At 60.6% G+C, this 22,775-nt stretch carries 16 protein-coding genes and 2 pseudogenes; 8 read left to right on the top strand and 10 right to left on the bottom strand.

Features of this window, described 5'->3' with window-relative positions:
* Positions 1–240: 240 nt before the first annotated feature.
* The 4 genes and pseudogenes from ACOZK9_RS25280 to mrdA form a co-directional block, all read left to right on the top strand.
* Positions 241–474 (top strand): annotated as a pseudogene (locus tag ACOZK9_RS25280) (paraquat-inducible protein A); the annotation flags it as partial.
* A 256-nt stretch (positions 475–730) separates the two neighbouring features.
* Positions 731–1,780: pseudogene (locus ACOZK9_RS25275) on the top strand (methyl-accepting chemotaxis protein); the annotation flags it as partial.
* Positions 1,763–2,635: a methyl-accepting chemotaxis protein gene (locus ACOZK9_RS25270; protein WP_421556830.1), complete on the top strand. Its 873-nt coding sequence runs from the start codon at positions 1,763–1,765 to the stop codon at positions 2,633–2,635. The pseudogene ACOZK9_RS25275 and the gene ACOZK9_RS25270, both read left to right, overlap by 18 nt.
* Positions 2,636–2,816: 181 nt before the next feature.
* On the top strand, positions 2,817–4,709 hold the full coding sequence (gene mrdA, locus ACOZK9_RS25265) for a penicillin-binding protein 2 (protein WP_058414122.1): 1,893 nt from the start codon (positions 2,817–2,819) through the stop codon (positions 4,707–4,709).
* Here the strand turns inward: mrdA and ACOZK9_RS25260 are convergent.
* Positions 4,706–5,110 (bottom strand): GFA family protein, encoded by a 405-nt coding sequence (locus tag ACOZK9_RS25260; protein WP_152748444.1) that lies wholly within the window; start codon positions 5,108–5,110, stop codon positions 4,706–4,708. The genes mrdA and ACOZK9_RS25260 overlap by 4 nt on opposite strands.
* Positions 5,111–5,207: 97 nt before the next feature.
* Between ACOZK9_RS25260 and ACOZK9_RS25255 the strand changes: the two genes are divergently transcribed.
* Complete coding sequence (locus tag ACOZK9_RS25255) at positions 5,208–5,675, top strand: SRPBCC family protein (protein WP_152747379.1); 468 nt, start codon at positions 5,208–5,210, stop codon at positions 5,673–5,675.
* 67 nt (positions 5,676–5,742) lie between these two features.
* Here the strand turns inward: ACOZK9_RS25255 and ACOZK9_RS25250 are convergent, their stop codons facing one another.
* A complete protein-coding gene (locus ACOZK9_RS25250; protein ID WP_421556829.1) occupies positions 5,743–7,983 on the bottom strand; it encodes a TonB-dependent receptor in 2,241 nt (746 codons plus the stop codon).
* 217 nt (positions 7,984–8,200) lie between these two features.
* Between ACOZK9_RS25250 and ACOZK9_RS25245 the strand changes: the two genes are divergently transcribed.
* The 3 genes from ACOZK9_RS25245 to ACOZK9_RS25235 all read left to right on the top strand — a co-directional run bounded on the left by ACOZK9_RS25245 (position 8,201) and on the right by ACOZK9_RS25235 (position 11,974).
* Positions 8,201–10,558, top strand: a complete 2,358-nt coding sequence (locus ACOZK9_RS25245; RefSeq protein WP_172979486.1) for a DNA polymerase II — start codon at positions 8,201–8,203, stop codon at positions 10,556–10,558.
* 46 nt (positions 10,559–10,604) lie between these two features.
* Positions 10,605–11,237: a glutathione S-transferase family protein gene (locus tag ACOZK9_RS25240; protein ID WP_421556828.1), complete on the top strand. Its 633-nt coding sequence runs from the start codon at positions 10,605–10,607 to the stop codon at positions 11,235–11,237.
* Between the two features lie 164 nt (positions 11,238–11,401).
* Positions 11,402–11,974: a DUF4174 domain-containing protein gene (locus ACOZK9_RS25235; protein ID WP_058414128.1), complete on the top strand. Its 573-nt coding sequence runs from the start codon at positions 11,402–11,404 to the stop codon at positions 11,972–11,974.
* Between the two features lie 33 nt (positions 11,975–12,007).
* Here the strand turns inward: ACOZK9_RS25235 and ACOZK9_RS25230 are convergent, their stop codons facing one another.
* From ACOZK9_RS25230 to ACOZK9_RS25195, 8 genes are read right to left on the bottom strand one after another with little or no spacing between them, the layout of a single operon-like run.
* The gene (locus tag ACOZK9_RS25230; protein WP_058414157.1) at positions 12,008–13,054 is read right to left on the bottom strand and encodes an acyltransferase family protein; all 1,047 of its coding nucleotides are present in this window, start codon (positions 13,052–13,054) and stop codon (positions 12,008–12,010) included.
* Positions 13,055–13,102: 48 nt separating this feature from the next.
* Positions 13,103–14,512 (bottom strand): lipid II flippase MurJ, encoded by a 1,410-nt coding sequence (locus ACOZK9_RS25225; RefSeq protein ID WP_058414129.1) that lies wholly within the window; start codon positions 14,510–14,512, stop codon positions 13,103–13,105.
* 2 nt (positions 14,513–14,514) lie between these two features.
* On the bottom strand, positions 14,515–15,948 hold the full coding sequence (locus tag ACOZK9_RS25220; protein ID WP_421556827.1) for an O-antigen ligase family protein: 1,434 nt from the start codon (positions 15,946–15,948) through the stop codon (positions 14,515–14,517).
* On the bottom strand, positions 15,945–17,048 hold the full coding sequence (locus ACOZK9_RS25215) for a glycosyltransferase family 4 protein (RefSeq protein WP_421556826.1): 1,104 nt from the start codon (positions 17,046–17,048) through the stop codon (positions 15,945–15,947). The genes ACOZK9_RS25220 and ACOZK9_RS25215 overlap by 4 nt, the downstream gene beginning before the upstream one ends.
* A complete protein-coding gene (locus ACOZK9_RS25210; protein ID WP_421556825.1) occupies positions 17,039–18,256 on the bottom strand; it encodes a glycosyltransferase family 4 protein in 1,218 nt (405 codons plus the stop codon). Before ACOZK9_RS25210 ends, ACOZK9_RS25215 begins: the two co-directional genes overlap by 10 nt.
* A gap of 8 nt (positions 18,257–18,264) precedes the next feature.
* On the bottom strand, positions 18,265–19,593 hold the full coding sequence (locus ACOZK9_RS25205) for a GH39 family glycosyl hydrolase (RefSeq protein WP_058414133.1): 1,329 nt from the start codon (positions 19,591–19,593) through the stop codon (positions 18,265–18,267).
* Positions 19,583–20,773, bottom strand: coding sequence for a glycosyltransferase (locus ACOZK9_RS25200; RefSeq protein ID WP_421556824.1), 1,191 nt, complete (start codon positions 20,771–20,773; stop codon positions 19,583–19,585). Before ACOZK9_RS25200 ends, ACOZK9_RS25205 begins: the two co-directional genes overlap by 11 nt.
* Positions 20,773–22,764, bottom strand: coding sequence for a GumC family protein (locus tag ACOZK9_RS25195; RefSeq protein ID WP_421556823.1), 1,992 nt, complete (start codon positions 22,762–22,764; stop codon positions 20,773–20,775). The genes ACOZK9_RS25200 and ACOZK9_RS25195 overlap by 1 nt, the downstream gene beginning before the upstream one ends.
* Between the last annotated feature and the right edge of the window lie 11 nt (positions 22,765–22,775).

Below are 22,775 nucleotides of genomic sequence, written 5' to 3'. Positions count from 1 at the left end.
AGTGAAACGATGCATCGCCGATGGTAGTGTGGGGTTTCCCCATGTGAGAGTAGGTCATCGTCAAGATTAAATTCCAGAACCCCTGTTTGCTAACGCAAACAGGGGTTTTGTTTTGGGCGGTCGAAAACCCTGGAAACCTGCTGGGGCGATGGATATGCCTGACACAAAATTTGCACAGTTATTTATGAACCACACCACTAGAATAGGCGCCTAACCTTTTTTAGAGCTTGAGCCCTATTTATGCCCGATCCGGTTGATACCTTCGAGGTGTCGGACTTGCCGCTCGACGAACTGGTGGCATGCCACGAGTGTGACTTGCTGATGCGCAAGCCAGCGCTTGTCCGCGGTGAAAAGGCCCAATGCCCACGCTGTGGTTATGAGTTGTACGCTCACCGGCACAACGTCGTTGACCGAAGTTTGGCATTAGTGCTTGCTGCACTGTTGCTGTACGTACCCGCGAACTTTTTACCCATCAACTTATCGTGCTTTTTACAGTGCATGGCGGACTTACAGTAACTCGACTTAAGATAACGACTATCGAGTGTATAAAAAAATTGAACTTTCTTTGATAGTTATAAAGCTGTTAAGCGCAGCATCAATATATTGATGGATATTTAGAAAGTTGGTTTTTTAATTAAAGTTTTTTCGCAGGTCGCCGAATTCTTATGCTGTAGGAATGGCACGGAGCAGCCGTCTCGTACATTAATAATTGTCATTCCGAGAGGGCAACATGCTTAAGAACACATTGGTTAACATGAGCGTCAGATCTAAACTGATACTCGGTTTCACGCTCGTCATAGTGCTCACCATTCTTATCGCGCTGACGGGCTGGTCGGGCATATCATCGCTCAGTGAACGCAGTGAGCGCGTCGCCGATATTGCCAAGCTCAGTACGCTGACGCGAGACATGCGAATAGCTCGCTTGGTTTACAGCTTGAATGCCGACGACGCGAACGCGGCGGGCTGGCTTAAAGCGTATGAAAACCTGGATAGCCACCTGGGTTATTTAAGCAAAGTGCTGGACTCCAAACTCAACGTTCCGCATGTAAACACTGCAACAGCGGCGATGAAAGAGTACATAGGTTTCTACACTAGTTTGATCAATGCCACTCACACGCGTGAGGCCAGTCGCACACTCGTCGGCAGCCGTGGTGATGACGCGGCTGCCAAGTTACAACAGCTCAACGTGCTGGCTAATTCGCCAGACAGCACCTCTGCACAACGCGAGCTAATGGCGCAAGCGTTCACACTGTTTCAGAAAATGCGCGCCGATGTGGTGGCGTACACGCTGACGCTGAAACCCGAAGCGCAGCAGCTCGCAATCACCTCAATTTCTGCGACGTCTGCCTATGTCAAAACGCTCGAAGGTTCCGGCATCCAACCCGACGCCATCAAAACGCTTGAAGCCTCGCTGAATGAGCATGAGGCTGCTTTTACACAGTTTTCGAGCGCTCAGGTTGCTATTAACAACGCCCAGGCCGGTATATCGAAAAACATCGAAATCCTGCTCACGTCCGCCAATCAACTAGCACAAAACCAAGTGGATTTGCGGATTGAAGACGTAAACCAAGCCAGCAAAATGTTGGTTATGTGGCTGGTGGTAGCGCTTATTGTCAGCGCACTCGCTGCATGGCTCATCACCCGCGTTATCGTCGGCCCGCTGCTTGAAACGCTGCAGTTGGCTGACCGGGTAGCCAATGGGGATCTGACGCACAACGCTGTCACCACGCGGCGCGACGAGCTGGGCATGTTGCAAAGCAGCATGCATCGCATGACTCAAAACCTGCGCCAGTTGATCGGTGGTTTGCGTGATGGTGTCACTCAGATAGCCAGCGCTGCCGAACAGTTGTCGGCAGTCACGGAGCAAACCAGTGCAGGCGTGAATAGCCAGCGCAGCGAAACCGATCAGGTAGCAACGGCCATGAATGAAATGGCAGCCACGGTTCAGGAAGTCGCGCGCAACGCTGAACAGGCCTCGCACGCGGCAGTTACTGCCTCAAAAGAAGCCCGCGAGGGTGATGCGGTCGTGGGACGTGCCGTGCTTCAGATCGAACAGCTCTCGACCGAAGTCGGTCACTCCAAGACCGCGATGGATGAGTTGAAGCAAGAGAGCAACAAGATTGGCGGAGTGCTTGATGTGATTCAGGCCGTCGCTCAGCAAACCAACTTGCTGGCCCTCAACGCCGCCATCGAGGCTGCACGCGCGGGTGAAGCCGGCAGAGGTTTTGCGGTGGTCGCCGATGAAGTCAGGAGCCTTGCACAGCGCACCCAGACCTCAACCGAGGAAATTGCATCCTTGATCGATGGTTTACACCGTCGAACTGCACAGGTTGCGACCCTCCTCGAAAACAGCCGCGTACTCACCGACAATAGCGTCGAGCTGACCCGTGATGCAGGGACCTCGATCAGTAACATCAGCCGTTCGATCTCGACCATCGAATCAATGAACCTGCAGATCGCCGCTTCTGCAGAAGAGCAGAGCGCCGTCGCCGAAGAAATCAACCGCAGCGTTCTGAACGTCCGCGATATTTCGGAGCAAACCGCCTCCGCCAGTGAAGAAACAGCCTCTTCCAGCGTCGAGTTGGCTAAGTTGGGTGTGCACCTGCAGGGTTTGGTCAGCAAATTCGTTATATAAGGCCGGCTAAAACAGCCAGTGCTTGACCTGGACCTGGCTTGTTGTGACAAAACAGCATGCCGTTGGGGAAATCGATGCAAAGTGTTTCTGCATTTTTGGTATGGTGCAGCACATTTTCACAAGGATTGATCTTTCATCCGCAGGACGCGGCGTCGATCTTCTTCAACGAGATGCTGTAGAAATGCCCGAAGCGATACCGATCAAGGATCACGAAAAAGAAAACCGCCTGGTCAACAAGCGTTTACTCGCGTGTGCGCTGTTGGTGATTGGCATCACCTGCGCCCTGGTGGGTCGCATGTACTTCCTGCAAGTGGTGCAGTACGACTATCACTCAACGATTTCTGAAAACAATCGTGTCCACGTATTGCCGATTACGCCGACGCGCGGGTTGATCTATGACCGCAACGGCGTGGTACTGGCCGATAATCGTCCCAGTTATAACCTGACCATCACCCGCGAGCGCACCACCGACCTCAAGGGTGAGCTGGACGCCATCGTCAATCTGCTGCACCTGCCCGCTGAAGACCGCGCCGTGTTCGACAAGGCGCTGAAGCAGGCGCGCCATCCTTTTGTGCCGGTGACGTTGTTCTACGAGTTAACCGAAGAACAGATCGCCGTGCTGGCTGTTAACGAATTTCGTTTGCCGGGCGTGGACGTCGAGCCTCAATTCGTTCGCCACTATCCGCTGGGCGCGCACTTCGCCCACTCGATTGGCTACGTCGGCCGCATCAACGAAAAAGAATCCAAGGCCCTCGATTCGGTGGAATACCGCGGTACGCAATCCATCGGCAAGACCGGTATCGAGCGCTTTTACGAGTCCGAGCTGCATGGCCACGTAGGTTATGAAGAGGTTGAAACCAATGCTCAGGGCCGCGTACTGCGCGTGCTCAAGCACACTGACCCGATCCCCGGCAAAAACATCGTGCTGAGCCTCGACGTCAAGCTGCAGGAAGCGGCGGAAGAAGCCTTGGGCGATCGCCGTGGTTCGGTGGTTGCGCTCGACCCGCAAACCGGTGAAGTACTGGCAATGGTCAGCAAGCCGAGCTTTGACCCGAACCTGTTTGTCACCGGCATCAGCTTCAAGGAATACGCCGCGCTGCATGATTCCATCGACCGTCCGCTGTTCAACCGCGTACTGCGCGGGCTCTATGCGCCCGGTTCAACCATCAAGCCGGAAGTGGCCATCGCCGGCCTCGACAGCGGTGTGGTCACCGCGCAAACCCGGGTGTTCGACCCCGGTTATTACCAATTGCCTGATTTTGACCACAAATACCGCAACTGGAACCACAGCGGCGACGGCTGGGTGGACATGGACGCGGCCATCATGCGCTCCAACGACACGTATTTTTACGACCTGGCCCACAAGCTGGGCATCGACCGCCTGCACGACTACCTGGCCGAATTCGGCCTTGGCCAGAAGGTCTCGCTCGACATGTTCGAAGAGTCGGCTGGCTTGATGCCTTCCCAGGCATGGAAGCGTGCGACGCGGCGCCAACCCTGGTTCCCGGGTGAAACCGTGATCCTTGGCATTGGCCAGGGCTATATGCAGGTCACGCCGCTGCAACTGGCGCAAGCCACCGCGCTGATCGCCAACAAAGGCGTGTGGAACCGACCGCACTTGGCCAAAACCATCAACGGCGTGGCGCCGGTGGATGAAAACCCGATGCCCAACGTGGTGCTCAAAGATCCGCGTGATTGGGAGCAGGTTAACCATGGCATGCAATTGGTGATGCATGACCCGCGCGGCATCGCGCGGGCCGCCGCACTTGGCGCGCAATACCGGATCGCCGGCAAGAGTGGTACAGCGCAGGTGGTGGCGATCAAGCAAGGTGAGCGTTACAACCGTAACAAGACCCTGGAGCGCCATCGCGATAACGCCTTGTTCGTTGGCTTCGCGCCAGCCGAACACCCGAAAATCGTGATTTCGGTGATGATCGAAAACGGCGAGGCCGGTGGCCGCGTGGCAGGCCCGGTGGTGCGGCAGATCATGGACGCCTGGCTGCTGGACCAGGAAGGCCACCTCAAGCCGCAATATGCAACGCCGGCCAAAGCGCCAGGTGACCCGCACGTCTAGTCTACTTGCCACTCATCCCAGCGCTCTATGCCTGCATAGGCGAGCCAGGGCACATCATGATCGGTCCAGATGTGCGAGGTGGGCCGAACGCCAGGATCATCATCCAGCGTCGCCACCCGCACAATCACATGGGGCTGATGCCTACGCTCCGCCACCAGATGTGAGCCGCACCTTGAGCAGAAATGCCTGAGTTTGCCCGGTGAGGATTCAAACGACGACAGCAACTCTGCACCCTGCGCCCAGCGAAAGTGCTCGCGCATCACCCCGGCCGTGGCCACAAACGCTGCGGCATGCACCTTGCGGCAGCTGTTGCAGTGGCAGTGGCTGATCGGCATGTCCAGGCTGTCCACCTCGTAGCGCACAGCCTTGCACAAGCAACTTCCATTTAACGGCTCAGTCATAACGTTAGGTCGGTTCAAGGATGGGGCATCATCATCGCGCACAACCCAAGGTTGCGCATTGGTCGATGTCGCCTAATGTCAATGGAGGAGGTGACTTATGCACGTATTAGATCGCATCGAACGAAAAGTCCTGCTCAGCGCGCCACGTAAACAGGTGTGGGAAGCACTCACCGATGCCGAGCAGTTCGGCAATTGGTTCGGCGTCGCCCTCAAGGGCAAAACCTTTGCGGCCGGGGACACCCTCGAAGCGCCGATTACCTACGCAGGCTACGAGCACGTGGTGTGGAAGGCCAAGATCGAACGCATCCTGCCGCAGACGCTGTTCTCGTTCTGGTGGCACCCTTACGCGGTCGAGAAGGATGTCGACTACGACGCTGAAACACCGACCCTGGTGGAGTTCACCCTGGAAGATCACGCGCCGGGCATTTTGCTGCGGGTGGTCGAGTCCGGCTTTAACGGCGTGCCCGCAGCCCGGCGGCAAAAAGCCTTCAAAATGAACTCGCGTGGGTGGGATGAGCAAATGAACAACATCGAAACCTATCTTGGCGGAGCCCGTCGAGACTGACAGCCTCGATGGTTGAGCTGTAGACATTACCGTTACACGCCGCCCGATAAGGGCGGCGTGTACCGTTTTAGAAGTCTATCGTCGCCGACAGCTTGGCCACACGCGGATCGCCTTGGGTCAGATAACCGCCCAGCGCCGATTCCCAGTACTTTGTATTGGCAACGTTCTCCACCGTAGCGCCCAGCGATACATCACGCTGGTCGACCTTGAAGGTGTAGCGCGCGCCTACGTCGAAGCGGTTCCATGCCGGCAAGCTCAGGTTGTTGGCCGCATCGGCGTACTGGCCGCCGGTGCGCAACATCCGCCCGTTCACGCTCACGCCCTGCAGGCCGGGCACGTCCCAGTCTACGCCGGCGTTAAGCTGGAATGACGGCACGCCAATCGCACGGTTGCCGTCGTTGGCGCCGTTGAGGGTGTCTTTGAGTTCGGTCTTCATCACGGTGACGCCGCCAAGCAAACGCAGGCCACTGATCGGTTCACCGAACACGTTCAGCTCCACGCCCTGGTTGACCTGCTGGCCCTCACGCACATACAGCGCGGTGGTCGCGCTGGTTTGCGTCGAGTAGCCGTCACTCGGTTGCTCGATGCGGTACACGCCCAGCGTTGCGCCGTAGCTGCCCATATCAAGTTTGACGCCGGCTTCGGTTTGCTTGGTGCGCGCGGGCGCGTACGCCTCGGCGCCGTTAGTCACGGTTAAACCGCCTGACGCAACCGGTGCCGTCGGGCCTTGGGCCAACCCTTCAATGTGGTTGGCGTAGAGCGAAACGTGGTCCCACGGCTTGAACACGATGCCGTACACCGGTGTGGTGATCGACTTGTCATACGCGGCAGTGCGCGTGCCCGTGCCGTAGGCAAAACCCTGAACCACCAGTTGCTGGCGGCGCAGGCCGGCGGTGAGCAGCAGGCGGTCGTCCATAAACCCGACGGTGTCCGAGATCGCCGCACTGCGTGCAAAGGTTTTGGCGGTGATACCCGGATCGTTCATGTCGCCACCCGCGAAGCCGCCTTTAACCGGCTCGGCGACGCTCGATGGCTCGTAGATATTGCTCGCATGGCCGCTGAGGTCAAAGTCGTAAGCGTTGCGCGCCTGAGTCCAGATTCCGGTCAGCCCAAGGTTGAGTTTATGGCTGACGTCGCCGGTCTGGAATTTACCGTTCAAGCCGGTCATCAAACTGGTGTTGTCTTCCTGGTGATGAATGCGCGAACCGGTCACGTTGGCATTGCCCAGATTGTCCGTCAGCGTCACCGAGGAATAACGGCCTTCTTCGTTGGTGTGCTTGGCGCCGCCTGCGAGGTAAACGCTCCAGTTGTCGCTCACGTCATAGTCGGCGCGCAGCATGCCGAACGTGTCTTCAAGGTCGGTGGAGGCCCACTTGGGGGCGTAGTTGGTGTCCGCTGACGGCGCGTCGGGAATATGCGTGACCGCCGTGCCAAGGAACACCGAGTTGCGGCCACCATTGATGTGCTGGCGTTGGTAGGCAAAGTCAGCGGATAAACGCAGCGCATCACCGCGATAATCCAGGCCTGCGGCAAACAGCTTGGAGCGCTGGTTTTCGTCGTCGATGCCGGTATCGCCTTCGCGCTGGGAAATGTTCACGCGTGCGCCAAAGCGGTTGTCTTCGCCGAAACGCTGGCCCACATCCAAATGTTCGCCCACCCGGCCATCACTGCTGATGTCGGTACTGAAACGGCGTAATGGCACGTCCTCCGCGCGCTTGGGTTGCAGGTTTACGCCACCGCCGATGCCTGAACCGCCGGGCGTTACACCGTTGATAAAGGCATTCGGCCCCTTGAACACTTCAACCCGTTCCAGCGCATCGGTGGACATGATCTGGCGCGGCAAAATGCCGTACAAACCGTTGTAGGAAATATCATCGCCATTCAGCGGCAGGCCGCGAATCACAAAGGCTTGTGACTGGTTGCCATACCCCGACGCCTGGCGCACGGACGCGTCATTGAGCAGCACGTCGCCGACGGTTTCCGCCTGCTGGTCACGTATCAGTTTCTCGGTGTAGGCGGCCATGCTGAACGGCACGTCCATGATGTCCTGGTTGCCCAGCACGCCCAACTGACCGCCACGCGCCACCTGGCCGCCGGCGTATACCGGCGGCAGGGCATTCGGGGCGGGTGCGTCGGCGCTGATGCGCGTGGCGTCCAATTGAAGTGCAGTGCCGCCCTGGCTGCTGTTCGCTTCCTGCGGGGTCAGTGGAGTCAGCGCGGTTGCGGCGTGAGCGGCAAAACTCACTGAGCAGCAAAGGGCGAGCAGGGTAGGGCAAAACGGGATGGAAAGTCGGGCACGGGCGGGCATGGTCGATCCAGACGGCGAACCGTCACAGTGAGGAAAAGGGCAAAAACGTTGCGCGTCCTCGCTGCGCGGATACGACTCCGGCGCGAATGATAGTGATTGTGATTAATATTTTGCAACAAGTTTGTATTATTGTGGTCTGCGCGCGCGTTAACCGGCCGCGTCCAGGCGGATGCCGAGTAGAATCACGCCCTGAACGTTATGGCTGAGGTGCGGTACGGTGGATTTACAGCAGGGTTTTGTCCTGACCCGGCATTGGCGCGACACCCCGGCGGGCACGGAGGTCAGTTTCTGGCTGGCCACCGACCACGGCCCCCGGTGTATTCGCCTACCCGTGCAAACGTCGGTGATGTTCATTCCCGAGGTGCACCGCAAGCCGCTGGATTGGCTGCTCAAGGGCGAGCGCGAGGTTGAATTGCGCCCGCTGCAACTGTGCGATTTCCACCACCGACAGGTGCTGGGCCTTTACACCCGGCAGCACCGCCAGGCGATGGACCTGGAAAAACGCCTGCGCGCCGCCGGCGTTGACGTCTACGAGGGTGACATACGCCCGCCCGAGCGCTACATGATGGAGCGTTTCATCACCGCGCCGGTCTGGTTTGGCGGAACGCCTGACGCCGACGGCACGCTGCTCGATGCGCAAATGAAACCTGCGCCCGACTACCGCCCGCCGCTGAAACTGGTGTCTCTGGACATCGAGACCACGGCCAAAGGCGACCTCTATTCCATCGCCCTTGAAGGCTGCGGCGAGCGCCAGGTGTACATGCTCGGCCCGCCGAACAAGGCCTGCGCGGTCGACTTCAAGCTCGACTACTGCGACACCCGCGCGCAACTGCTCGAACGCCTTAACCAATGGCTTGCGACCCACGACCCGGATGCGATCATCGGCTGGAACGTGGTGCAGTTCGACCTGCGCGTGCTGCACGAACATGCCCAGCGCCTGAATGTGCCGCTGCTGCTCGGGCGCGGCGGTGAAGCCATGGCCTGGCGCGAGCACGGCAGCCGCAACCACTACTTCGCTGCGGCAGCGGGGCGGCTGATTATTGATGGCATTGAAGCGCTGCGTTCGGCCACATGGAGCTTCGAATCCTTCAGCCTGGAAAACGTCGCGCAAACCCTGCTTGGCGAAGGCAAAGACATCTCCACGCCGTATCAGCGCATGGACGAAATCAACCGCATGTTCGCCGAGGACAAACCCGCCCTGGCGCGCTACAACCTCAAAGACTGCGAGCTGGTCACGCGGATTTTCGAGAAGACCGAGCTGCTCAAATTCCTGCTGGAGCGGGCCAGCGTCACCGGGCTGCCGGCGGACCGCAATGGCGGTTCAGTTGCGGCCTTCACCCATTTGTACCTGCCACTGATGCACCGCCAAGGGTTTGTTGCGCCGAACCTGGGCGATAAACCACCGCAAGCCAGCCCCGGCGGTTTTGTCATGGACTCGCGCCCCGGCCTTTACGAATCGGTGCTGGTGCTGGATTACAAAAGCCTGTACCCGTCGATCATCCGCAGTTTCCTGATTGACCCGGTGGGCCTGATCGAAGGCCTCAAGCACCCTGACGACAGCGCGTCGGTGGAAGGCTTTCGCGGTGCGCGGTTCTCTCGTACCCGGCACTGCCTGCCGTCCATCGTCACGCGCGTGTCCGAGGGCCGCGAGCTGGCCAAGCGTGAGCACAACGCGCCGTTGTCGCAGGCGCTGAAAATCATCATGAACGCTTTTTACGGCGTACTGGGTTCCAGCGGTTGCCGGTTTTTCGACACGCGCCTGGCGTCGTCGATCACGATGCGCGGGCACCAGATCATGCGCCAGACCCGCGAACTGGTGGAGGCCAAAGGCTATGAGGTGATCTACGGCGACACCGATTCCACCTTCGTCTGGCTCGGCAGTGCGCATTCCCAGGCAGACGCCAGCCGTATCGGCGAGGCGCTGGTGCAACACGTGAATGAGTGGTGGCGCGCGCATTTGCACAGCGAATTCGGCCTGCAAAGCGCTCTGGAACTGCAATACGAAACCCACTTCAGTCGCTTCCTCATGCCGACCATTCGGGGCGCGGAGGAGGGCAGCAAAAAGCGCTACGCCGGGTTGGTTGTGCGCGCCGATGGCAGCGAACAAATGGTCTACAAGGGCCTTGAAACCGTGCGCAGCGACTGGTCGCCGCTGGCCCGGCAATTCCAGCAAGCGCTTTACCAGCGCATCTTCCATCGCCAGCCCCATCAGGATTATGTGCGCGACTATGTGCGCCGTACCTTGAGTGGCGAACTCGACGACCTGCTGATTTACCGCAAACGCCTGCGCCGCCAATTGGGCGATTACGAACGCAACGTCCCGCCGCATGTACGCGCTGCGCGCCTGGCGGATGAATACAACGACCGCCTCGGGCGACCGCGCCAGTACCAGCGTGGCGGCTGGATCAGCTATGTGATGACCGTCAACGGGCCGGAACCGTTGGAAGTGCGGCAGGCGCCGATTGATTATGATCACTACGTCACTCGGCAACTGCAGCCGGTGGCCGATGCTATTCTGCCGTTTGTGAATGATGATTTCGGCACCTTGGTCGGCGGGCAAATGGGCCTGTTCTAAACGGCCAACGTGAACGCCGAACGGCTGCGACAGCGAGGAAACGCCCATGTACACGCTCTACGGCACCGACGAATCCGGCTCCTGCATGATCGAAATCGCCCTACAGCGTTGCGCGGTGCCGTGGCATCGGGTTAACGCCAGTTCCTGGGACGACGGCGAGGGCAGCGACGCTCTTGCGCGTATCAACCCGCTTAAACAGATTCCTACGTTGGTCACGCCCGATGGCCAGGTGCTGACCGAAAGCGCCGCGATTCTGATCCACTTGGGCCTGGAGTTTCCGGCTTCCGATTTATTGGGCGGTGACCGCGCGCAGATCCTGCGAGGCCTGGTGTACATCGCCGCCAATTGCTATTCGGCCATCGGCATCATCGACTACCCGCAACGCTGGCTGGGCACTGCGGATGAGGCGGCGCAGGCGCAATTGGTCACTGGCACGCGTCGCTACCTGCATCAAGCCTGGGTGGTGTTCGCCGACCAATTTGCCGAGCAGTTGTTTGCGCCGGATGCGCGGCCGAATGCGCTCGGCATTATGGCCGCTGCGGTGTCGCGCTGGGACGAAGCCCGCGAGATGCTCAGCAGCCTGGCGCCAGGGTTTGCCCAGACGTTGGCGCAGGTGGATGCCGACCCGCTTGTGGCGCCCGTGTTTGCCCGGCATTGGCCGCAGTGGGGCGTCGCGTAATGGGCGTGCAATCAGAAGAAACAATGATGCTTGAGGGCATACCATCCCTTGCGTGGCGGGCGTCCTGACCTACGCTTCTTAACGTAGTGTAGGAATCATCCTTGAAATTGACTGTCGCAGACATGAAACTCAAGAACACTGCATGAAATTCAAAGGAGGTGCGCATGCTCATCCGGTCGCTGACCCTGGCTACCTTGATGGCTTTTACGGGGCCGCTGTTGGCCGCGGATGATATTAACCCGCTCAAGCAGGACATGGGCAAGTCACGCCCGTTGGTGGTTGTGGAGCTGGATTCCGGCAACCAAACATTGGCCACCTTGCACAAACAGCTGGAAGAGCCTGCCACCAAGCAGTCCTTTGAAGAGCGCAGCATGGTGTTCTACACCGTGAAGTTCGGCAGCATCGGTGCCGAAGGGGAGAAGTTCGCCAAAGACCCGAAGGACAACAAAAAGCTCACGCCGCCTGAAACCAATGCGTTGATCCGTGCGCTCAAATTGGGCGCCGGCAGCGGCACCAAAGTGATTCTGGTGGGCAAGGACGGCGAGAAAAAACTCGAGAAGACCGTGCCACCGGATACCCTCGACCTGAAAGAGTTCTTCAGCGCCATCGACCAGATGCCGATGGCCGAGAAAGAACTTGCCGCCCCAGCCGAACCCGAGCCTGCCGCCGCAGCGCCTGCCAAGGGCGCGAAAGCCGGCAAACCCGCCAAGCCTGCGGCGCAATCGTTGGATGACTGACGCGCCTGCCTGCAGGGGCGAGCCCGCTCGCTCCTACGGGTTTTTAGCGGCTTTACGCACTGGAAACGGAAAGTAAAAAAAGCGCAAAAACGCCACGCGCTTGATCACTTCGCCGATCAGCAGCGGCGCCACGATCGCCGTCACCAAACCCACACTCGCCGCCACAAACGGATGCAGGCCCACGCGTTCCATCAAGTCCACCGTCTTGTGCTGGATTTCGCCGTGGAAGATCAACAGAATCAGCGTGGACTGGCCGATGTAGGTCATCGCTCGGGTGATCAGCGCCGACACCATCAGCACCCGCGCCAGCGCCCAACACAAGTACACGCCAATCAGCGCCAGCAAGCTGCTCCACAACCAGTGGTCATAGCGACGTTGCGCGATGTCCATGGTGTCGCGGCTGAAGATGAACACCGCCGCGAACAGCGCCACCGACATCAGCAAGGTCCACAGTGAGCCCGAATGGGTACGTAACCAGTCGCGCAGCAAGTAGCCGTAGACGAAACAGGCACTGCTGATCAACGTAATATCAAGGCCGAACGGCAAGCCCGGCAGCACCCAGCTTCGCCCGGCGAAGGTGACCGGCAATTGCCAGAACCACGGCAGCATCCAGATGCCGACCAGCAATTGCACCACCATCAACACGCAGCTCACCGGCAGCGACAGCTGCCAGCGCGAGATCAGCCGCAGCACCACCCAACTGAACAGTATCGCTACCCAGAAGTGCGGCAGAAACCACAGCGCCTGCCACGGAATGGTGTCCACCGAGGCGTACAGCACGCCGCCTATATCCGGCAGCAACGGCTGACCCCGCAGGATGTCGCGCACGATCACATACGCCAGCATGGTGAAGAAAAATGGCTTGAGCAGGGCGTCGGCCTTGCGTATTGCCATCTCCCCAAACGGCTGCTCAGGCTTGAAGAACACCCCGGACAGAAAGAAAAACAACGGCAATACAAACGAGGCGAGGATCGGGTAGAGCAGCTCCGGCGAGGACGCGACAAACCAGCTGTGGGCATACACGATTACCAGAATGCCAATGCCTCTGGCGATGTCCATTTGAATCCAACGATGTTTCACCTGACTACTCCCTTCGATAAATTCACCGCCTGCAGCAGGCTTGGTCATTCAGGCCTTGCGCCACGGCTTCAGCCACAGCCCCATGCCCAGCAACACCACGGCGCCGGCCAGGGTGCTGAGCCCCAGTTGCAGCCATACGCCGTCAATGGGGAACAGCACCAGCGCCGCCAACCCCATGACGATTGCGCCGAGCAGCCAGTGCCGCGCCCACGGCAGGTCGCCGAGCAAACGCTGGCGTTGCATCAGTAACAGCGCGGTACAGATCACCCCCGCCAGCGCGGCCAGCGGAATACCGGCCAGGCCAAACACAACGGGCAGGGCGCCGAGCAACAGCACGTTGACCAGGCTCCCAAGCAACTCACAGCGCAGCGGCTGGCGCGTATCGCCGGCGGCGTAGGCATAACGCGCGAGCAAGGCGTTCCACGCGCCAAACACCAACGGCACGGCAAACCAGGCCAGCAACAGCGGCAACGGCGAATCCGCCGACTGCTTGGGCAGCAGCAACGCCACCAGGCTCGGCGCCGCTGCCACCAGGCCGACCCCGGCAGGCAGGGTCAGCACGCTGGCGGTTTCCAGGCCGCGCTTGAGCAACGCCAGGCGCTCGTCGCCCTGGCGTCGGCTCATCATGCCCAGCAGCACCTGATTCAGGCTCATCAGCGCAATCAGCGGCAGGTTCATCAGCTTGCGGGCAAGGTTGACCCACGTGACGGCGCCTTCACCCAGCAGCGACGCCACCAGCCGCTCAATCAACGCCAACCCTTGGCTGGCGCCATTGCTTAACAACAATGGCCCGATGCGCTGGCCGAGTTCGCGCAGCGGCGCAACGCTCAGTTGCCAGCGCCACGGCCGCCAGCCTTGGCGCCAGACCGACGGCAACAAGGCCAACGGCATCAACAGGCTGCCGGCAAGGCACGCCAGCGCCAGAAAATGCGCCTGAGTGGCAGTGCCTGCCAGCGCCAGGTACGTCACCGGCGGCAGGTTGAACAGCAGCGAACCCAAACCCGCCAATACAAAGCGTTCGCTGGCCTGCAACGGAATGCTGAACAGCGCATGCAGCATCAAGCCCGGCACACACCAGGCGACAATTTGCAGGTTGCTGCCGGCAAGGGCGGTGGCGCTGTCCGCCAACCCCGGGCCGAGTATTTGCACCAGCCACGGCGCCAACAGCGTCAGCAACAGGCTGGTGACCAAGGCGATCAACAGCAAGGCCGGGAACAGCACGCCCAGCCAATCCAGCCGCTCAGCGCTTTTGCGTTCGAGGTACAGCGGCAGCGCGGCGGCGCTCAACACGCCACCGGCCAACGACATGCGCAAGGCCTCGGGTAAAAACAGCGCGATCAAGAACGCATCGCTGCGCTCGCCTGCACCCCACGCCGCCACCAGCAACCATTCGCGCGCGAACCCCAGGCACAGGCCCAGCAGGGTGGCCACGGTCAGCCAGACGGCGGAACCGAGCATGCTTAAGACCTTGCGCCGTCAAGCAACGGCTTGCGATAAACGACTGCCTTGACCTGCGGCAAACGTGCCGGAAACAAACGCCGCGCCTCCAACACGTTAATGCCGACCATCAGCCAGAACAGCGCGACCATCACCACCGCAAAGCTGAAGTAGTGGTCAAACAAACCGCTGACCAGTGCCGAGAGAATCCCGGCAGTGCTGCCCAGCCACAGCGCGTTGTCTTTGGTCAGGCGGATCGGGCCTTTTTCCGGGCGCGCTTCACGCCACCAGCGCACGGTGACCGCAATAAACAGCAGCATGCCAACGATGCCGGTCTTGTAGATGAAGTTCAGCCAGAGGTTGGAGATGCCCAGCAACTGCGTACCCGGCACCGGCGGGTCGACTTTGAAACCGATGCCGAACGGGTAAGCCGCCACTGCCTGCGGGAACGTGCGGTACTCATCGAAACGCACTTCAGTACTCGCGTTGTCCGACGAGAAAATCGTCGCCAGGCGCTCCTGCAACGGCGGGTAAGCCATCACCAGCGCGACCGTCAGCGCCGCGCCGATCATCAACAGGCGCCCGGTGTAGGGCACGCGCCGCGTGGCCATCCACATCAGCACCAGCGCCAGGCTGACCATCGCGCCACGGCTGCTCGCCAACAGCAACGCGGCGGCGCCCAGGCAGGCCACGCCCAGGCCCAGCGCGCGTTTCCAGCCTTGCTCGGTCATGCCGTAACAGAACGCCAGGGGCAGAAGCAGCGCCATGATCCCGCCGATGGCATTCGGGTGCATCCACGGCGAACCCATGCGCGACGACATCGCCTCCAGGCCGAATTTGAGCATGTCGAAGTTGCCGTAATTGAACACTGCCAGGATCGGCGCAATGCCTGCGCCCGAGCGGGTGCGCAGAAACACTGCAATCGACAGCACCAGCATTGCCAGCGTGCCCAGCAACAGCGCGATCACCAGGGATTCGCGTTGCTTGTAGCCCACCAGCAATTTGGCGCCGAGGAACACCGCCGACAGGCTCAGCAACCAGCGCAGCCAGTTGGCCGTGCCGCTGGTGTCGGCCTGGATGCTGATTTGGCCGACGATAAACGGGAACACGCTGAACAGCATCAGCCACAGCAGCATCTGATCGGTGGGGCGGCGTGACAGGCTCGGAGTGTCCGGCACACGCGACAGAAAGCTGTGCCACAGCACCGCGCCCCACGTCAGCGCCAGAATCGCCTCGCTGACGGTGGTGCGAATACCCAGGTTGACCGTCGAATACGGCATAAAGGTCGCAACCCCGGCAAACAGCAACAAGCCCCACAGCGGGAAGCGCAGGATGGTCACCGCGGCGGCCAGGCCGATCACGGCGAGAAACGCCTTGGACGGCGAGAGCATCAGGGCGAGTGCGCCAAACAGCAGGCCGAACATGATCGCGACGAGGCTTGCCAGTGAAACTCTCATGTTAATTCCTCGATCAGTTCGGCCAGGCGTCGGCTATAGGCCTGGTAATTGAAGCGTTGCGCCCACTGCTTGCGTTGTTCCGGTGAATCTTCGCTGGGGCGATCAACCAGCTCGACCATCAGTTGCACCAGCGCCGGGCCATCGGTGGGCGAAAAACGCGGCGACGACGGCGGGGTGATTTCATCCAGCGACGTGCCACTGGCCACCGCCACCGGCGTGCCGACGCTCAGCGCCTCGATCACCGGCAAACCAAACCCTTCGGCATACGACGGCTGCCACAAACGCGCGGCCTGCTGGTACAACGCGTGCAACTCGGCGTCCGACACGCCACTCAAGGCGCGAATGCCTGGCAGGCTGCGTTGCGCCTCGGGTAAGTGCTCAAGGCTGCCCACCAGCACCAGTTCCGGCACCGCAGGTGACAGGCGCCGCGCCTGCTGCCAGGCGTCGACAAAAAACGGCACGTTCTTGCGCAATTCACGGGTGCCCACCAGCAACCAATAATGCTCGGGCAACTGGCGCGCCGTAAGGTCCGCCGCCCGGTCGACAAACCCGTCCACTTGGTTGGGCAATACCCGAATCTTGCCCGCCGCCTTGGGAAACAGCCGCGCGGTTTCATCGGCGCTGTACTGCGAAGGCGTCCACACCCGGTCGGCGCTGTGCACCGCATAGGCAATCGACAAACGATCGCTGGTTTTGTAGAGCAACGCTTTCAAACGGTTGGCGTGGTAGTTGTTCAGCGTAATCTGAAACAGGTCATGCAACAGCACCACGCTGCGCAAACCTTTCGGTTTGGGCGGCAATGGCAGGCCCATATTGAAGGTGCTGATATACAGGTCAATGTGCTGCTCACGCAACGCGCGCGGTAAAAACCCGGCCTCGAAACGCAACCGATTCTGCGGCTGATGCATCGCGGTTTTCGCGCAACCCCACGCCGGGCAATGCGCCTGAAAGCGCGTTTCATCGCCCAAGGGCGCCACGGTAAACCGCTCAAGTTCGATACCCGGCAGGGTGCGCAGGGCATTTTCCAGCGCATACACCTGGCGGCTGATCCCCGATTGCGGTGAGGTGCCGACGGTACGGTAATCCAGGCCTACACGCATGCGGGCTCCTCTTGATTGAGCGGCGCAAGGCTCGCATATACCCGCTCCAATTGGCTGGCGGCAACGCTCCAGTCGTGCGCCCGACGCACATAGGCGCGACCGGCTTCGCCCATCGGCGCGGCAGCCTCGGGACACTGCAACAGGCGCACCACGGCGTCCGCCAGGCTGGTTGCGCTTTGCCCGCCAAGGTAGTCGAGGCCTTCGATCAGGTCCAGGCCCGACACGCCTTGTTCGGTGCTGGCCAACGGCAGGCCGGCGGCCAAGGCTTCGAGCACTTTCAATTTGGAACCGCCGCCATGGCGCAACGGCGCCAGAAACACCGAACAACTGGATTGTAAATTCAGCAGGTCCGGTACAAACCCTTGCCACTCGATGCGCGGGTCTTTCCAGCGCTCACGCCAACTGCCGGGCATGCCAAAACCGCACACGCTCATGCGCGCGTCGGGGCAGCGCTCCCAGACTTTGGGGAGGATCTCGTCGAGTGCCCACTCAATCGCATCCACGTTCGGCGCGTATTCATAGTTGCCCAAAAACAACACGCGGCGCGTGCTGGGGTCGGGATGAGCGGCGGCGAAATGGTCGCAGTCCACGCCATTCACCACCACCGGCACCGGTTTACCGGCGATTTTTTCGAGCACTTGCGCGTCGCTGTCGGTCACCGCCACCACTTGCGCGGCTTGGCGCATTACGCGGTGCTCCCAGCGGGTGTAGCGCCATTGATCGTAGCGAATGAACGGCAGTGCCCAACGCGGCAAGCGGTCGTAAGTCGCTGCGCCAAGCGCCGATTCAACGTTGTGCTCGGTCAGCACGAAGGGCTGGGCAGTGCGCATCAGGGCCTCTTCGTACGGCTGAAAAGTGTAGGTGTGTTCGATCTGCACCACGTCCCACTGTTCATTGAGCAATTGGTTGAAGGTAGTTTGCAGCGCGCTCGACAGGCCATTCACGCTGGCCAGCAGCGGGTAGGACGCAAACAGCCCGGCCGCGATGGTTTTCAGGCTGCGCAGCGGGCGCCGTGGCAAGGTGATCACCTGCTCCAAAAACGCCTCCAGCACATGGCGATCCGCTGGCGACACCGGTTGCTTGTCATGCAGCAGCAAGGTGATCCGATGCCCACGCGCTGCCAGGCTGCGCAGCAGATGGAACTGGCGCGTCTTGCCGCCGCTGGTCGCGGGCCAGGGCGAGTAGGGCAGTATCCATAAAATGCGCATGGCAGGCTTCAATCCCATAGCAGAATTTGCAGGTTCGGTTTGACCGGTACGGTCAGCCCATTGGTGCCGCTGACTGGGGTTTGCGTGCTGCGCAGTGGGTCGTAGAGGGTCGCGCTGGCCAGCCCAGGCAAGTGCGCGTTGCCGCCTTGGGCCGACCAGAAGAACCACAATTTACGGCCGTCGGCGCGGGTCCAGCCGATACTGAACAAGCCGTCGGGCAACTGGTCGGCAGTGGGCGGGTCGCCGGGGGTCAGTTGTGGCCCGCTCACGTCGAGGAAGTTTTTCAACGCGGTGTAGACCGGCTTGGGGTTGGCGTCAATGTCGAGCAAACCGTAGAACTGGTCGCGCACGCTGGCGCGCTGGTCGAGGTCGCTCAAGGTGAACAAAAATATCTTGTCGAAATCCATGGTGCTCATCAGCGCCACGCGGCGCACCACGTAATCGGCCTGGCCCTGCAGGGTGATGATGTCTTGAGCGTCTTTTGGCCCTGGGTAGGTCGACCAGCCCCACTCGGTACTCCACAGGGTTTGAACACCGCCGTTGCGCAGGGACTGGTTAAGCGCGTTGGTTTTGGTGATGAAGTCGAGGTTGGCCGGGTCGTTGCCTTCGGGCAGTTGGGTATACGGGTGGTAGGAAATAATCGTTTTCAAGCTGGCCACGCCCAGCGCACCGAGCGCATCGAACATGGTCTGGCCGTTGGGCATTTCGCTGAAGAACGCCATGCCGGCGGCGACCACCGGTTTGTTCGCATCGACAGCGCGCAACGCCGAGGCCGTGGCGGTCAGCAGCTTGGCGTAGCCCGCTGGGTTGGCCGCCGGGCGCCAAAAGCCGAGCAAGTTCGGTTCGTTCCACACTTGCCAGGCGTTGACGCTGGGGTAGCGCTGGGCCAACAAACCCATGCGGTTGGCAAACACGTTCGGGTCTTTGGGCGGGTATTGGTCCTGATACGGCGCACCCTTCGGCGCCGTGGTGGCGAAGGGCGCCGAGCCGACCATGTAGAACACTGATTTAAGCTGGTTGTCTTGCAGCTTATCGACCAGTTGGTCCAGGGTTGCGATCTGATACTTGCCTACGGTGGGTTCCAGTTGGTCCCAGTGCAAATCCAGGCGCACCCATTGCAAGCCCAGCGCCTTGAGGCGGTCAATTTGCAGTTGGTAACGCGCAGGGCTGAACCACAGAAATTGCGCGTTCACGCCCAAAAAATCTTTCCACACCACCACTTTGTTGCCCTTGAGCACATGGCTCTCGGCATCGGCCTGGCGGCCCCACATAAACACGCTCAGGCCAAGGGCTGCGACCACGGCAAGCGTGGCAAAGTAGGTGCGTTTACGCGCCATAGGGTGCTCCTTGAATGGCCTGCTCAAAGCGTTGTCTGAATTTTTCTGCGGTCAACGGCCACAAGCGCTCGCGGCCGATTTCTGCCGCACGTTCGGCCCAGTCCCTGGCAAGCGACGGCGTACGCGCCAGGCGCAACAATTGTGCGCTCAGCGCCGCCACATCACCTTGCGGATAAATGGCGCCATTGCCGCTGGCGACTTCTTCGGCAAATGCGCGGGCATCCGAAGTAATCGCCCCGCGCCCGCAGGCTGCCGCCCAAGACAGTGCACCGCTGGTGCCACGTTGGCGCCCCAGCAGGCCAAGTTTTTTTGATTCGCGATACGGCAGCACCATCACATGGTGCGCCTGAATCGTCTGCGCAATCTCGCTGGCCGGCAGGTTCAGCCGCCAGTCGATGGAGCCCGCCAGGCCGAGTTCGGCGATCTGGCTGTGCAACTGCTCCAGGTAATTGCCGCCCGCGCCAAACGCCATTTCGGCGGCAGTGCCACCGGCCAGGGTCAGGCGCACACGGTCACGCAATTCGGGGGCGTGTTTGAACACGTCGGCTAATGCTTGCAGCAGGTCTTCAATGCCTTTGCCACGGTAGATAAAACCGAAATACAGCAGGCGCAGGGTCTCAAGCGGCGGTAACGGGGCTGGCTCAATGGCCAGGTTGGCGTGGTTGATCACTGCCACTTTGCCGCTCGGCAATTGCATGCGCTGGCTCAAGCAATCGGCACCCAAGCGGGTCAGCGTGATCAGCCGCGTCAGGCCTTGGGCAACGTGACGCTCTTCGCGCAAGGTCAGCGGGTCGGCCAGCACCACCGCCGCTTGTGGCAGCGGGCTGGGCAAGCGTTCCAGCAGGTTCAGCGGAAACGGCAGGTGCTCGCGCCGCCAAACCATACGCTCCGGGTCATGCACGGTGGCCGTCAGCGGCAGGTTGGGATAGGCCTTGCGCAACTCGCGCAGGGCCAGGAACTCGCCCAGTCGGCCGCCACCCAGCTCGGCGTGCACCAGGTCCACGCTCTGCCAGTCGAAGCCTGCGACGGCCTGCTTGATCGCAACGCTGCTGCCTTCCACGCCGCTCAACGGTGTCGCCACCGTCACGCCCAACTGCTCCAATGCCGCCTTGAAATGGTTCGCGTAGTCGGCGATGCCGTTTTTTTCCGGCGGCAAGGGCGCGAGCAGGGCGATGCGCATTAGAACGCTCCCCGGTATTTGGCGATGGATTTAAGCACCTTGGCCGGCACTTCGAATTTGCGTCGGTTGATGATGATGCCGTCCACTTTGCCGAACGCAGTGTTGAGGATCGACAGCGCGTGTTCGACCACCGGCACCGTGCTTTTCTGCGCTTCCACCACCAGCGCGATCAGGTCGGCACGCAGCAAGTTGACGAACGCATCGCGGTTGTCCAACAGCGCCGAGGCGTCCAGCAGCACCACTTCGCCCGGTAACGCCGCCGCCACGCCGCCGACCCGCACGTTGATGCCGTTTTCTTGCAGCAATTGGCGCAGTTGCTCCACCACAAAGGTCACCCCTTCACCGTGGCGCGCCGAGGTCAGGCCCAGGGTCAAACCTTGCTCGGCAACGCGGTCCAACTGCAACAACCCATACAGCCGGTAAATGCTTGCGTTGAACGCGTTGGTACTCTGCGCGGTGCTGGTGTCCAGCTCCGGCAGGGTGGTCCACAGCGGCAGGCCGAACTTGCGCTCCACCAAACCGCCGTCATGTATGCGCTGATCCATCAGGTAGCACAGGTAGATCACCAGCAAGCCGACGACGATCGCGAACGGGATCGCCAGCATCAGCATCACCAGGGTTTTCGGGAAGATGCGGCCAGGGTTGAGGGTGGCCTCTTCGATCACCGCAATGTTGCTGATCTGGCTGTTGTCCAGCTCACGGTCGATACGCGATTTTTCCAGGTTATCGACGTACAGCGTGTAGTTGCGCTCGGTCGCGTTCAGTTCGCGCGAGAGGCGCGCCAGCTCCGGTTCAATCTCCAGCGCTTGCTTGCGTTGGGCCTCGAGGTTCACCAGTTGTTTTTGCTGTTGCACCAGTTGTGTACGCAGCGCCTGGTTGTTGCTCGACTCGTCCAGCAGCACCCGCTGCAGGTGAATTTCGAGGGTATTCGGCGCACGGTTTTCCGAGGCTTGCACGGTGTTGCTGACATTCGCGACTTGCGCCTGCATGGCACGAATCGACGCGTCCAGGGCTCTCACCGGCGGCGCGTTATCCGTGTAGGTGCGCATCATGTCAGCCTTTTCCAGCAGCTTTTGGTTGAGCAAACGGCGCAAATCCTGCTGCTGCGGGTTCAGCGCAATCTGGCGAACCGTGGTCACTTCTTTGGGCTGCGACTTGAGCTGAGTGCGGGTGCTGTCAATCGCGCTGTCGGACGAGGCGATCAACCGCGTGGTATTGAACACTTCGCCACGCAGCACGTTGATACGCTCGGACAAATCTTCCAGGCGATCGGTAATGCTCGCCGCGCCAATCTCGTTCAGGTGGCCGAGGATCTGCTCTTTATAGCTCTTGATCTCGGTAGCACTGGTGCTCACCTGGGCCTCGTAGAAGGCATACAGGCTCTTGCGGCCCAAGGCCTGAGTGCGCTCGGCGATGTAGGTTTCGATCCAGTCTTTGACCACCGCTTGGGCGATCTCCGGATCACCCCACTTGAAGCTGATGTCCATCACCGTGGAACCGACGGCGTGGCTGACTTCAAAGCTCTTTTCCAGGCTTGCGGCAATGCGCTCTACCGGCGTGGTTTTTTCGACGATGCCGACGGTTTCCAGCACCACCCGCAGGCCATCGAACACAGCGCCCACGCCTTCCCTGACGTAGTACTTGGCGCGTTTCCAGACGCCCTCTGGCGGCGTGGCGTTCTCGCTGATTTGCAGGTAGTGCTCGGCCACTGCGCGTACGATCGGGCGACCGGTGAGCAAGCGCTCCTCGTCGACAATCGGGTCGCGCTGGGTGCTGGGCATCACCATCGCCTGGCGGTTGCTGATTTCGATCGGCAAGGTCGAATCGCGCCCCGGCTTGACCAACAGGCGCGCGGTGGATTCGTACTTGGCTGGCAGCAAAAATGCGCTCAGCAAAATGATCACCAGCGCGGCGATGGCCGCCAGTTTGAACTCGTGCCGGAAGATGAAAAACAGGCGCAGAAGATCACGAAAAGAACGGATCTCGATCATCGGATGTCGCT

Origin of the sequence: Pseudomonas kitaguniensis (assembly GCF_049199985.1) — a bacterium.
Taxonomy (GTDB): domain Bacteria; phylum Pseudomonadota; class Gammaproteobacteria; order Pseudomonadales; family Pseudomonadaceae; genus Aquipseudomonas; species Aquipseudomonas kitaguniensis.
The sequence above is the reverse complement of the archived record's forward strand: the minus strand, read 5'-3'. Positions and strand labels throughout refer to the sequence as shown.

Bases quoted from the DNA above. Each gene is read 5' to 3' on its own strand.
- ACOZK9_RS25270 (WP_421556830.1), top strand. From the start codon at position 1,763: ATGCATCGCATGACTCAAAACCTGCGCCAGTTGATCGGTGGTTTGCGT.
- mrdA (WP_058414122.1), top strand. From the start codon at position 2,817: ATGCCCGAAGCGATACCGATCAAGGATCACGAAAAAGAAAACCGCCTG.
- ACOZK9_RS25215 (WP_421556826.1), bottom strand. From the start codon at position 17,048: ATGCGTGTAGGCCTGGATTACCGTACCGTCGGCACCTCACCGCAATCG.
- ACOZK9_RS25235 (WP_058414128.1), top strand. From the start codon at position 11,402: ATGCTCATCCGGTCGCTGACCCTGGCTACCTTGATGGCTTTTACGGGG.
- ACOZK9_RS25260 (WP_152748444.1), bottom strand. From the start codon at position 5,110: ATGACTGAGCCGTTAAATGGAAGTTGCTTGTGCAAGGCTGTGCGCTAC.
- ACOZK9_RS25210 (WP_421556825.1), bottom strand. From the start codon at position 18,256: ATGCGCATTTTATGGATACTGCCCTACTCGCCCTGGCCCGCGACCAGC.
- ACOZK9_RS25250 (WP_421556829.1), bottom strand. From the start codon at position 7,983: ATGCCCGCCCGTGCCCGACTTTCCATCCCGTTTTGCCCTACCCTGCTC.
- ACOZK9_RS25205 (WP_058414133.1), bottom strand. From the start codon at position 19,593: ATGGCGCGTAAACGCACCTACTTTGCCACGCTTGCCGTGGTCGCAGCC.
- ACOZK9_RS25225 (WP_058414129.1), bottom strand. From the start codon at position 14,512: ATGCTCGGTTCCGCCGTCTGGCTGACCGTGGCCACCCTGCTGGGCCTG.
- ACOZK9_RS25240 (WP_421556828.1), top strand. From the start codon at position 10,605: ATGTACACGCTCTACGGCACCGACGAATCCGGCTCCTGCATGATCGAA.
- ACOZK9_RS25195 (WP_421556823.1), bottom strand. From the start codon at position 22,764: ATGATCGAGATCCGTTCTTTTCGTGATCTTCTGCGCCTGTTTTTCATC.
- ACOZK9_RS25255 (WP_152747379.1), top strand. From the start codon at position 5,208: ATGCACGTATTAGATCGCATCGAACGAAAAGTCCTGCTCAGCGCGCCA.
- ACOZK9_RS25220 (WP_421556827.1), bottom strand. From the start codon at position 15,948: ATGAGAGTTTCACTGGCAAGCCTCGTCGCGATCATGTTCGGCCTGCTG.
- ACOZK9_RS25200 (WP_421556824.1), bottom strand. From the start codon at position 20,773: ATGCGCATCGCCCTGCTCGCGCCCTTGCCGCCGGAAAAAAACGGCATC.